Raw genomic sequence first — 11,970 nt, forward strand, 5'->3', positions numbered from 1 at the left:
CCGACGCCATAACCAACTCTGAAAGGCCCGCCCATGATGGCGGGCCTTTTGCGTCCGGGGTGTTCACGTCTGTGCCAGCGGGGTTGTGGCAGCGGGGTCGGTGCGGCAGATAGGAACCATGCAGTTCCTTACCTTTCCCCTGCGGTCGCTGACATTGTTCTATGCCCTGTTGCTGTGGCCCGGGCGCTATGCGTTCTGGGGCGTGGTCGATACCGCCGCCTATTACCCGGCGCTGATGTATGACAGCGGCGTCTGGAGCATCCGCCTGCTGATCGCGGCGCTGGCGGTGACGCCCGTTCTGTTGGCGATCAATCGCATTGGGCGTGGGCAGACGCTGGGCCGTTGGTTGCTGCCGCGGCGCAGGCATCTGGGCATTGCGTCGGCGCTCTATGCCGGGGTGCACCTGTTTCATTACCTGCGTGCTGTTGGTGGGTTGGGCGCGGTGGTGTTCGACCTGCGCCTGCTGGCCTATCAGACTGGGTGGGCCAGCCTGATCATCCTCGGTGCTTTGGCTGCGACGTCCAACGCGCGTGCGGTCCGGGCGATGGGACGGGGGTGGAAGCGGCTGCATCTGTGGGTCTATCCGGCGGGGGCGTTGGCGCTGTGGCACTGGTATCTGCTGGATTGGTACACGGGCCGCGTTCTGTTCTGGTGCGCGATCTTTGCGGTGCCCATCATCGCCAAATGGGGTCTGCGACGGCTGCGCGGGCGGCTTTTTGCCTGACAGATCACGAAATGTGGGGCGGGGGTAAGGAAACGTCATTGGCGTTGCGCGCATTGCGCTGCTAGCACATGGGCAGACCAGAAGGAGACCACCGATGCCCGCGCTCAAACCCACGTTATTTCAGGCCCGTATCACCTGGTTGGGCTGTGTGGCCGACCGACAGGAGAGCCTGCGCGCCGTGTCGGTGGACGCGGTGGAGGCGACGCTTGACGGGTTTCCGGGCGAAGCGCACGGAGGGGCGACGCGCCCGGCCTGTGTGCGGGTCGCGACGCAATACCCCGAGGGCACACCGATCCGGAACGTGCGGCAATTGTCGATCCTGAGTGCGGAAGAATTGGCGCTAACGGCGGAGGCCATGGGTCTTGATGCGATTGATCCGGCTTGGGTCGGTGCGTCGATGGTGATCGAGGGTATCCCCGAGTTCACCAAGGTGCCGCCATCCTCGCGCCTGATGGCACCCAGCGGAGCGGGGATCGCGATCGACATGGAGAACCGCCCCTGCATCTTTCCGGGCAAGGAGATCGAGCGCGAGGCCAAGGGCTTTGGCAAGCTCTACAAGCCTGCCGCGAAGGACCGGCGCGGTGTGACGGGCTGGGTCGAATATGGCGGACGGCTGGCGGTGGGTGACGTGCTGACGCTGCATGTTCCGGATCAGCAGGTCTGGAGCCACCTGGAGGCGGCGCGCGCGGGCTGAGGCGCGCAGACCACAGGCGCGGCAGATACCGCAGAGAAGCATTTGGCCGAGGCCTGCACGGACTTGATTTGATCCGCCCCCATCGGGCAACGTTCGCGGCAATAGTTTTATTGCGGATTTTTGCCTTGATCGATCCATATCAAATCGCCGGGTATTTTGGCGTTGCGTTTTATCTTGGAAGCTATGCGTTGCTGCAACTGGGCCTGCTCAAGGGTAGCAGTTACACCTACGCACTGATGAACCTTACGGCAGCGTCGCTTGTTCTGGTGTCGCTGGCCACGGGCTGGAACCTGTTTTCGGCGATCATCCAGATCAGCTGGATCACCCTGTCGATGGTGGGCATGGTGCGGGTGTGGATCCTGACCAGCGGGTTGCGGTTCACGGATGAGGAACAGGCGCTGATCGATGCGCATTTCCCGACCATCCGCCGGATCGACGCGCGCACGTTGATGCGGGCAGGCGTGTGGCAGGATCTGGAGCCCGGTGCGCCGCTGACCGTGCAGGGCGAGCCGGTGCAGCAGCTGAGCTATATCGCGCAAGGTGGTGTCGATATCGATCTGGGCGGTCAGTTCATCGCGGATGTGGGGGCGGGCGGCCTGATCGGAGAGATGGGCTGTATGCAGAGCGCGCCCGCCAGCGCGAGCGTGTCCACCAACCGGCCATCACGCATCTTTGTGCTGCGCTCGGACGTGCTGCGGCGTCTGGTCAAGCGCAATCCGGATTTGGGCGCGCATCTGGAGTTCGCATTTGCGGGCAACACGCGGGCCAAGCTGATGGCGACAAACGCGCGACTCGAAGAGCAGTTGAAAGCACGAAACCTTGTTGCCGCAGCGCCCTAGCCGTTTCCGAAATGAAACTTGCGCACGTCTGCGCGGCGCAACATCGCGTTGAAATGTCGGAATTGCACGCATGCCCCCTAGGCATGCGCCTGTATGCAGGCCACGACAGACGGACCCAATTCACACGGCGGGGAGCACCATGGCCTATAAATCCGACATCGAAATCGCACGCGAGGCGAACAAGAAACCGATCCAGGAGATCGGCGCCAAGCTGGGGATTTCCAGCGATGATCTGCTGCCCTACGGCCACGACAAGGCCAAGGTCAGCCAGTCGTTCATCAACGGCGTGCAGGACCGCGAAAACGGCAAACTGATCCTTGTCACCGCGATCAACCCCACGCCTGCGGGCGAGGGCAAGACCACGACGACCGTGGGTCTTGGCGACGGTCTGAACCGCATCGGCAAGAACGCCTGCGTCTGTATCCGCGAGGCATCGCTTGGCCCGAACTTTGGCATGAAGGGCGGGGCTGCTGGTGGCGGTTATGCACAGATCGTGCCGATGGAAGAAATGAACCTGCACTTTACCGGGGACTTCCACGCCATCACATCGGCGCACTCGCTGCTGTCCGCCATGATCGACAACCACATCTATTGGGGCAATGCCCTCGAGATCGACACGCGCCGCGTGGTGTGGCGCCGTGTGGTCGACATGAACGACCGCGCGCTGCGCCAGATCACGGCCAGCCTGGGCGGGGTCGCCAATGGCTTCCCACGCGAGGCGGGCTTCGACATCACCGTGGCGTCCGAGGTCATGGCGATCCTGTGTCTGGCCAAGGATCTCAAGGACCTGCAAAAGCGTCTGGGTGACATGATCGTGGCCTATCGCCGCGACCGTTCGCCGGTCTTTGCGCGCGACATCAAGGCCGATGGCGCGATGACCGTCCTGCTCAAGGACGCGATGCAGCCGAACCTGGTGCAGACGCTGGAAAACAACCCGGCCTTTGTGCATGGCGGCCCGTTTGCCAACATCGCGCATGGCTGTAACTCGGTCATCGCGACGACGACAGCGTTGAAACTGGCCGACTATGTTGTGACCGAAGCCGGGTTTGGTGCCGATCTGGGTGCTGAGAAGTTCATGAACATCAAGTGCCGCAAGGCGGGGCTAGCCCCGTCGGTGGTGGTCTGTGTGGCCACGGTGCGTGCGATGAAGATGAACGGCGGCGTGGCCAAGGCGGATCTGGGCGCAGAGAACGTGGATGCAGTCAAGGCCGGGTGCCCGAACCTGGGTCGTCACATCGAGAACCTCAAATCCTTTGGCGTGCCGGTTGTGGTTGCGATCAACCACTTTGTTACGGACACTGACGCCGAAGTGCAGGCGGTCAAGGATTTCGTCGCCGCACAAGGTGCCGAAGCCATCCTGTCGCGCCACTGGGAGCTGGGGTCCGAAGGATCCGCGGATCTTGCGACCAAGGTGGCCGAACTGGCCGATGCGGACACCGCAAACTTTGCGCCGATCTATCCCGACGAGATGCCGCTGGCCGAAAAGATCCAGACCATCGCCAAGCGCATTTACCGTGCGGACGAGGCCTTGATGGATCAGAAGATCCGCGATCAGCTGAAGCTGTGGGAAGAACAGGGATACGGCCATCTGCCGGTCTGTATGGCAAAAACGCAGTACTCGTTCTCGACCGATCCGAACCTGCGCGGTGCGCCCACGGGCCATTCGGTGCCGGTGCGCGAAGTGCGCCTGTCGGCTGGTGCCGGATTCATCGTCGCGGTCTGTGGTGAGATCATGACCATGCCGGGCCTGCCGCGTGTGCCGTCTGCTGAAAACATCATGCTGAACGACGCAGGCCAGATCGAAGGACTGTTCTGAAGCAGAGACGTGCGGTGCGCGCCAAGCGCGCACCCTACGCCTGCGTGATGTTTCCGTGCACTCACGATGTGGGTAGAGCGGTGTAATGCGATTGACCCGGGGGCCTCTGACCGTCCAGCCTGTTGTGCAGTGACCGAAGGAGGAAAGACCATGACCAGACTGTTCGCCCTGATCCTCAGCCTGATGGCTGTGACCGTAACGCCCGCCGCGGCGAGTGATCGGTATGAAGGGTATTATTACCCCGAGATCACATCGACCGAAACGTTTACCCGCGTGATCCGCGAAGCGCCGCAATCCAGCAAAGGTGTTCGCGTGGAGTTCGTGACCAACCTGACCGTGGCGCAGCTGGCCGCCCCCGAAAGCCCGCGTTTCGTGTTCTTTGCCAAGGGGGATGACGCGCGGCACCTGACGGTCATTGCCCTTGATGACGACGTGTTTTCGACCCTGTTCCGGGCCCGTGCGGTGCTGGCGCAGATGACGTCGAACATGCGCAACAACGAGTTTTTCCGCCAGCAGAACCTCCAGTTCGTGGCGACGTTTTTCGACCTTTTGCAGTTCATGGAATTCGACACGCTGGTGATCAGTGACGGCGAGACATGGGCGCATGAGGTGACTTTCACGCGATGAACTGAGAAGGAACGGCGATGACCGCGACGACCATTGATGGCAAGGCCTTTGCGGCCAAGGTACGCAGCGATGTGGCAGCCCATGTCACACGGCTGAAGGAGGACCACGGGATCACGCCCGGTCTGGCGGTCATTCTGGTGGGCGAGAACCCCGCGAGCGAGGTTTATGTCGCGGCCAAGCACAAGCAGACCGTCGAGGTCGGCATGGCGTCGTTCGAGCACAAGTTGCCGGCAGACGTGTCCGAGGCGGATCTGTTTGCGCTGATTGATCAGTTGAATGCGGACCCGACCGTGCATGGCATCCTGTGCCAGTTCCCGGTGCCGGATCATCTGGACGAACGTGCCGTGGTGGCGCGGATCGATCCGTCGAAAGATGTGGATGGTTTGAGTGTCGTGAATGCGGGCCTTTTGGCCAGTGGCGAGACCGGTCTGGTGTCGTGCACGCCCTTGGGGTGTTTGATGCTGCTGCGCGATCAGTTGGGCAATATGTCGGGGATGGAGGCGGTGGTGATTGGCCGCTCGAACCTCTTTGGCAAGCCGATGGGGCAGCTGTTGCTGCGCGAGAACTGCACCGTGACGATTGCGCATTCGCGCACCAAGGATCTGGCCGAGGTGTGCGCCCGTGCGGATATTCTGGTGGCGGCTGTTGGTCGCGCCGAGATGGTCGAGGCCGACTGGATCAAGCCGGGTGCCACGGTCATCGATGTGGGCATCACCCGCGTTCCGCATCCTGAGAAACCCGGCAAGACCAAGCTGCTGGGCGATGTGAATTTCGCGCAGGCCGTGACCGTCGCCAAGGCCGTGACGCCTGTGCCGGGTGGTGTGGGGCCAATGACCATTGCCTGCTTGCTGGCCAACACGATCACCGCTTGTTGCCGCGCGCATGGGCTGGAGGCGCCCGAAGGCCTCACGGCCTAGGCTCTGACCGGCACCATGGTGCCTTGCAGCACTGCGACGAGGGTTTCGCGGCCATCCGTGACGGCGAACACCTCGGATGTGACCACGATAAGGCGACGGCCGGGTTTGATGACCCGGCCTTTTGCTATGAGGCGGTCGCCTGTGGCAGGGGCGGTGAGGTTGATCTTGATCTCTGCGGTGACGACTTCCTGATCGTCCGGCAGGGTGGTGAGCGCGGCGTAGCCCGCGGCACTGTCGCCCAAACCAAAGGTCAGCGCGGCATGGGCAAAGCCCTGTTGCTGGCGGCAACCGGGCAGGATCGGGGCGGAGATCGTAACCAGCCCCGGTTCGACTGCGTCCAGCGTGGCCCCGAAAGTTGTCATCATGCTTTGCCGGGCAAAGCTGGCGGCGATCCGGTTGGTCATGGTCCACCGCGCGGCATGGGCACCTGCACGGGGCGCGCGCCGGTCATGATGGCAGAGGCGTCGGGGCGCATGAGGCGCGACAGGGTGCTGTCATGGCTACGCAAACCGCCGGTATAGGTGCCATAGGCGGGCATCACCAACCGGTCGCTGTCGATCAGGAAGGCGGGGCGCGTGATTGCGCGACCACGCGTTGGCAACGTGGCTTTGGGGTGGTAGTGGCCCGAAACTTCGCCGCTGGCACCCGGTTTTGCGATGTGGCGGAAGGTGACGGACCCGATGGGCAGTTCGGCCAGATGGGTGCCACCAAATTCGAGAGGGCCGGGATCGTGGTTGCCTTCGATCCAGACCCAGCGGCGACCGGCTTGCAGGCGTGTGATCCAGAGGCGTTCGTCTTCGGGCAGGCTGCGGGCGGCGGAGAGATCGTCAAAGCTGTCGCCAAGACAGACGACTGTGCGTGCGTCGGTGGTCTCCAGATCGGAGGCAAGGCGGGTGAGGGTGTCGCGTGTCTCGTAAGGGGGCAGTTGCAGCCCGGACCGGCGGGCGATGCGTTCGGCCTTGCCCAGATGCAGGTCGGAGACGCAGAGCAGGTTTTGGTCGGGCCAAAAGAGTGCGCCGGAGCCAAGCGCTTTAAGCGCTGCACCGGCCAGTGAGAGATCGCACGTGTTCATACTTTGTTCATATATGTACGATGTGTTTGCTTCAAGGCTGCCGTGGATTGGGGCTCTGCCCCAAACCCCGGAGTTTCTTTGGCAAGATGAAAGAGCTTTAGAACGGGACGCGCCAGTCCTTGCGTTTGGGTTCGGGGGGCAGTCCGGCTGTGGTCATCAGGCGTTCGGCCTCTTCGGCGAGGAGCTTTTCCTCGGCCAGTCCTTTGATGGGCACGCGGCCCACTTCGAGCATCAGGGGGGCCGCGAGAGGGGTGATGCGGTCGTGTTCGATGAGGTCGATACGGGTGCCGATGCGGGCGCACATTTCCTCGATCCGGCCAAAGTCGACGAGGCCGCGCATGGCCTCTTGGCGGGTGATTTGCAACATCAGGTGATCGGGGTCGTATTTGGCGAGGGTGTCGTAAAGGATGTCGGAGCTGAACGTGGCCTGGCGTCCGGTTTTGCGGTTCGACGGCAGATTGCGTTCAATGAGGCCCGCGATGGTGGCCGAGGCGCGGAAGGTGCGTTTCATCACGGCGTTGCCCGCAAGCCAGGTGTCCAGGCCATCGCGCAGGGCGTCGATGTCGAAGAGGGGGGCGGGATCGGTGATCTTGTCGAGGCCCCAGATCAGGGTGGCGTAGTCCGTCGCGAGGAAACCCAGCGGGTTGAGACCGGTTTCCTCCATCCGCTTGGTCAGGAGAAGGCCCAGTGTCTGCATCGCGTTGCGCCCGGCAAATCCGTAGACGGCGGTGTGGATACGGTTGTCGTGTGGGAAACTTTCTATGAGCAGGCGGCCCGGTTCGGGCAGGCGGCTGACCTTGCGTTGCAAACTGAGCCATTCGGCGGTGTGTGGTGGCAGGGCGGGCCATGTGTCTTGCTGGAACATCTCGATGATGCGGTGGCTGAGTTGCGTTGAGGTGGCGAATTTCGTGCCGAGGAAGGTGGCGATTTTGGGTTTCTTGGCGGCGTCGCGGGTCACCTGGACGGTCATTTCGCGCAATGAATCATAGCGCACGATCTGGCCGCCGATCAGGAACGTGTCACCGGGGGTGAGGGTGGCGGCAAAACCTTCTTCGATCTCGCCCAGAGGTTTGCCGCCGCGGCCCTTGAAGCGCACCTTGAGTGTGTCGGTGTCCTGAATCGTGCCGATGTTCATGCGGATACGTTGCGTGCTGCGCGGGTCGCGGAGTTGCCAGTGGCCGTCAGGACGTTGTTGCAGGCGTTTCCATTGGTCATAGGCGCGCAAGGCGTAGCCACCTGTGGCGCAGAAATCGAGGCAGGCGTCGAAATCGGGGCGGGTGAGGGTGCTGTAGGCACCTGTGCTGGTCACCTCGTTATAAAGCGCATCGGCGCAGAAGGGGCCAGCGCAGGCGACGATCAGAATGTGCTGGCAGAGCACGTCGCGCGGGCCGGGGCCGCGTGGGTCGCCGTCCAGCGCGCCCGCCTTGACCGCATCGAGGGCGGCCACGCATTCCACCACCTCGAACCGGTTGGCGGGGACCAGCAAAGCCTTGGATGGCGCATTGTAGCGGTGGTTGGCGCGGCCGATCCGTTGCACCAGCCGTTTGACGTTCTTGGGCGCACCGACCTGAATGATCAGGTCCACGTCGCCCCAGTCGATGCCAAGATCGAGCGTTCCGGTGCAGACGATGGCCTTGAGTTGGCCGTCAACCATGGCTTGTTCGACCTTTTCGCGCTGTTGGCGGTCGAGCGATCCGTGATGAATGCCGATGGGCAGCCCTTCGTCATTGGCGAGCCAGATGTTGTGGAAATAGAGCTCGGCCTGAGCGCGTGTGTTGTGAAAGATGAGCGTGGTTTTGTGTTTCCTGACCTGCTCCAGCACCGCCGGGATCGCGTATTTGCCGCCCGAGCCGGACCATGGCGGGGCCTCTTCGGTCACCAGCATCTGGATGTCGGGGGCGGGGCCGGGATCGGCGTGCAGGATATCGCAGGGGTCGGGGTGCCGGGCCAGCAGGTGCGCGATGGCGGCGGGATCCTCGACCGTGGCAGACAGGCCCACGCGTTTGAGGCCGGGCCGCAGGCCCTGCAACCGGCTGAGGGCGAGGAACATCTGGTCGCCCCGTTTGCTTTCGGCCAGAGCGTGGATTTCATCGATGATCACCCGTTTGAGGCCCGCGAACATGCGTGGCGCGTCCTCGTAACTGGTGAGCAGGGCGAGGCTTTCCGGTGTGGTGAGCAGGATATGCGGCGGGTCGGCGCGTTGGCGTTTCTTTTGCGTGGCCGAGGTGTCGCCGGTGCGGTCCTCGATCCGGATGTCGAGGCCCATCTCTTCGACCGGCGTGCGCAGGTTGCGCTTGATGTCGGCAGCGAGCGCCTTGAGGGGCGAGATGTAGAGCGTGTGCAAGCCCTCGTGATCGCCTTGGGCCAGTTCGGCCAGTGTCGGCAGGAACCCCGCCAGCGTCTTGCCCCCTCCGGTGGGTGCGATCAGCAGGAGGGCCGGGTCGTCCGCACGGTCCAGCATCTGTTGCTGGTGCGGGTGGATCGTCCAGCCCTTGGCGGCGAACCAGTCGGTAAACATCGGGGGGAGCGGCGTCATGCGCGTCAATGTAGCGGCTGGCGCGCCGGGGGGAAGTGGGCGCCTGCATCTTTCGGCACGCGCGGCGCCAGTGCCTAGCGGTGCGGTTTGAGGGCGCGGATCGTGGCCTGAACTTGTTTGGGCAGGGCGGTGTCCATGCCGTCAGGGGCCGCGTCGAGGGCCGCGGCGACATCCTTGACCAGAATGCCGATGGAATTGTCGGGGGCGTAACCGTCGCGCGCGAATTCGATCGTGTCGAAGCCGGAGGCGAGCCAGTTCTGTCCCGAGGATGTGCCGATCAGCGTCAAGAGCCGTTCGGTGTCGAGCCCGGAGGCCCCGGCCCAGTCCAGCACCAAACGCGTCATCGCGGTGTGAGAGGCGGCGAGCAGATTGTTGAGCACCTTGGCCTGCATACCGGTGCCAAAGGGGCCCATGTGGTGGAAATACTTGCCCATGCAGGCGAGCAGGGGCAGCGCCTCGTCGATGTCATCCTGCACGCCGCCCATCATGAAGGACAGGGTGCGGTTTTCCGCGGCCACCTGTGCGCCGGACATCGGCGCGTCAATGAGGGTGATGTGATCCGGCACCCGTTCGCGCAGGCCCTGCACATAGCGCGGCGACAGGGTCGAGCAGATAAAGATGCGGCGCAGGTTGGGCGCGGTGCCCATCAGGTTCTGGGTGTCAAAGAGCAGCGCGTTGGTTTCCGCCTCGTCCCGGACCACGGAAAACAGGGTTTCCAGCCGGGGCGCAAAGGCCATAATGTTGGTCGTGATGTGATCCACATCCTTGTCCACCACATCGAACCCGATGGCATTGGTGCCGCCGTCACGCAAGGCATCAAGCATGGGACGCCCCATGCGGCCGCATCCCGCAAGCCCGATCATTTGACGATCAGTTCGTCCTTGACGAACATATTGGCCCAGGCGCGGTCGATCAGGTCGGGGCGCATTTGCAGGGGGATGCCCTCGAAATTGCAGATCGCAACCATCTGATCGACAAGGAAATTCGGCTGATAGTTGGCGTAGATGTTGTCGATAGTCGGGTATTTGACCTTGAGCAGGTGGATCAGCGCCTCTTCGTTCAGGGCCATCCCCTTCTTCTTGGCGACCATGGCAAAGATCTTGAGGAAGTTCGCCTGGTTCGGCCCGTCGATCTTGATCTTGAAGAAGATCCGGCGCAGGGCGGCCTGGTCAAAGATCTCGTTGGGGTGGAAGTTGGTCGAGAAGACGACCAGCGTGTCAAAGGGCACTTCGAATTTCTCGCCTGATTGCAGGGCGAGGATGTCTTTGGATTCCTCGAGCGGCACGATCCAGCGGTTGACCAGCGCCTGCGGCGGTTCGGCCTGACGGCCAAGGTCGTCGACGATAAAGATACCGCCGGTGGATTTCAGTTGCAGCGGCGCCTGATAGGTCCGCGCGGTGGGGTTGTAGACGAGGTCCAGCATGTCCAGCGACAGCTCGCCCCCCGTGATCACCGTGGGCCGTTCGCATTTCACATAGCGCAGGTCATAGGGCGTGCGGCGGCGCAGGGAATTCGGATCCTGGCCCGCATCGGGGGCAAGGATGTGCACGATCGGGTCATAGACGGTGATAACCTGACCCGCATATTCGATGGCCCGCGGCACATAGACCTGATCCCCCAGCGCGTCCCGGATGCCGTTGGAGATCGAGGATTTGCCGTTGCCGGGGGGGCCGTACATCAGGATGGAGCGGCCCGCCGAGACGGCGGGGCCAAGCTGGTCCAGCAGGTCATCGGGCAGCACGAGGTGCCCCATGGCACCGGTCAATTGCTGGCGCGTCACCATGATGTTGCGGATCGACTGGCGTTTGACCTGCTCGCGGTAAACATCCAGCGGCACGGGCATGGCGCCGAAATATTCCGACTGCGCCAGCGCATCAAGCGCGCGCGCCTTGCCGCCATCGGTCAGCTGATAGCCCATTTCATTTCCATTGTTGGCATTCAGCGTGCCCGTCGCCTCCATCAGGCGCTGGTCGCGGCACATGTCGATCAGTTCCTGCACCACTGGGATAGGCAGGCACATGGCCTCGCTGAGATCCGACACCATGTCGAGATTCTTGCGGAACATGGTCTTGAGCAGGATGTCCCGCATCATCACCACGGGCAATTTCATGTCCTGGATCCGCTTGGGCGCGGGAGGCGCAATCACGTCTGCGACTTGCATATTCATGGGAAAACGGCCTGCTGCTGCTTGTGCTTGAGTTCAGAAGTAGCAGGGTATTGGGTCCAAAATATGACCCAAACGGGTCAAGACCCGTGCACTGTCGCCAAAACGAGGTAAATCGCCAGCGTTGGCCCCAGGGCAAAGCCCATCGGGAATTTCTTGGCGTCCTGGCTCCAGCTGTCCCAGTTCGGGGCCATGCGGCGCAGGGGGCTGTGTTTTGCGATGCGGTGCGCGGCATAAGAGGCGAGCAGTACGGCGGCAAAAAGCGCCATCAGCAGGCGTACGTCACCCAAGGCCACGTAAGGAGCCGCCGCGGCGAGGAATTTGGCGTCGCCTGCGCCCATTGCACCGGCGGCGTTCAGGATCATGCAGACCACCAGCACGATGCCAAGTTGTGCCATTTGCCAGCCAAAGACGGGCAGGGGCATCAGGAACGGGCCCAGCACGACGAACACGGTCACCATGGCCAGCACGGTCCAGTTCGTGATCCGCATGGACGCCAGATCAGTGTAGGCGACGTAGAGACAGAGTGGCACCAGAAACGGCAGAAACCACAGCGCAATCTGCGCAGAGAGCGCCATCAG

General features: G+C 62.9%; 12 protein-coding genes. 6 read left to right on the plus strand and 6 right to left on the minus strand.

Going from position 1 to position 11,970, the window contains the following annotated elements:
* Positions 1–118 precede the first annotated feature (118 nt).
* The 6 genes from Q0949_RS05080 (at position 119) to folD (ending at position 5,617) form a co-directional block, all read left to right on the plus strand.
* Entirely contained in the window at positions 119–724 is a 606-nt protein-coding gene (locus Q0949_RS05080) for a ferric reductase-like transmembrane domain-containing protein (protein ID WP_299369220.1), read from the plus strand.
* Between the two features lie 94 nt (positions 725–818).
* A complete protein-coding gene (locus Q0949_RS05085) occupies positions 819–1,418 on the plus strand; it encodes a sulfurase (protein WP_299369222.1) in 600 nt (199 codons plus the stop codon).
* 125 nt (positions 1,419–1,543) lie between these two features.
* Positions 1,544–2,257 (plus strand): cyclic nucleotide-binding domain-containing protein, encoded by a 714-nt coding sequence (locus tag Q0949_RS05090; protein ID WP_299369224.1) that lies wholly within the window; start codon positions 1,544–1,546, stop codon positions 2,255–2,257.
* 139 nt (positions 2,258–2,396) lie between these two features.
* Positions 2,397–4,073 (plus strand): formate--tetrahydrofolate ligase, encoded by a 1,677-nt coding sequence (locus Q0949_RS05095; RefSeq protein WP_299369226.1) that lies wholly within the window; start codon positions 2,397–2,399, stop codon positions 4,071–4,073.
* A gap of 150 nt (positions 4,074–4,223) precedes the next feature.
* Positions 4,224–4,700 carry a hypothetical protein gene (locus Q0949_RS05100; protein WP_299369228.1) on the plus strand — a complete coding sequence of 159 codons (477 nt, stop codon included), beginning with the start codon at positions 4,224–4,226 and terminating at the stop codon, positions 4,698–4,700.
* A gap of 17 nt (positions 4,701–4,717) precedes the next feature.
* Positions 4,718–5,617 (plus strand): bifunctional methylenetetrahydrofolate dehydrogenase/methenyltetrahydrofolate cyclohydrolase FolD, encoded by a 900-nt coding sequence (gene folD / locus Q0949_RS05105; RefSeq protein WP_299369230.1) that lies wholly within the window; start codon positions 4,718–4,720, stop codon positions 5,615–5,617.
* On the opposite strand, the gene Q0949_RS05110 is transcribed toward folD, so the two are convergent.
* From Q0949_RS05110 to Q0949_RS05135, 6 genes are all read right to left on the minus strand, one after another.
* Complete coding sequence (locus Q0949_RS05110) at positions 5,614–6,021, minus strand: PaaI family thioesterase (protein ID WP_299369232.1); 408 nt, start codon at positions 6,019–6,021, stop codon at positions 5,614–5,616. The genes folD and Q0949_RS05110 overlap by 4 nt on opposite strands.
* Complete coding sequence (pdeM, locus tag Q0949_RS05115; protein WP_299369234.1) at positions 6,018–6,689, minus strand: ligase-associated DNA damage response endonuclease PdeM; 672 nt, start codon at positions 6,687–6,689, stop codon at positions 6,018–6,020. The genes Q0949_RS05110 and pdeM overlap by 4 nt, the downstream gene beginning before the upstream one ends.
* A 97-nt stretch (positions 6,690–6,786) precedes the next feature.
* Positions 6,787–9,225 carry a ligase-associated DNA damage response DEXH box helicase gene (locus tag Q0949_RS05120; protein ID WP_299369236.1) on the minus strand — a complete coding sequence of 813 codons (2,439 nt, stop codon included), beginning with the start codon at positions 9,223–9,225 and terminating at the stop codon, positions 6,787–6,789.
* A gap of 74 nt (positions 9,226–9,299) precedes the next feature.
* Entirely contained in the window at positions 9,300–10,088 is a 789-nt protein-coding gene (locus Q0949_RS05125) for an NAD(P)-binding domain-containing protein (protein WP_299369237.1), read from the minus strand.
* Positions 10,085–11,392: an ATPase gene (locus Q0949_RS05130; RefSeq protein ID WP_299369239.1), complete on the minus strand. Its 1,308-nt coding sequence runs from the start codon at positions 11,390–11,392 to the stop codon at positions 10,085–10,087. Before Q0949_RS05130 ends, Q0949_RS05125 begins: the two co-directional genes overlap by 4 nt.
* A 77-nt stretch (positions 11,393–11,469) precedes the next feature.
* Entirely contained in the window at positions 11,470–11,967 is a 498-nt protein-coding gene (locus Q0949_RS05135) for a prepilin peptidase (protein ID WP_299369241.1), read from the minus strand.
* Positions 11,968–11,970: the final 3 nt, after the last annotated feature.

Origin of the sequence: uncultured Tateyamaria sp., from assembly GCF_947487805.1 — a bacterium.
Classification (GTDB): Bacteria; Pseudomonadota; Alphaproteobacteria; order Rhodobacterales; family Rhodobacteraceae; genus Tateyamaria.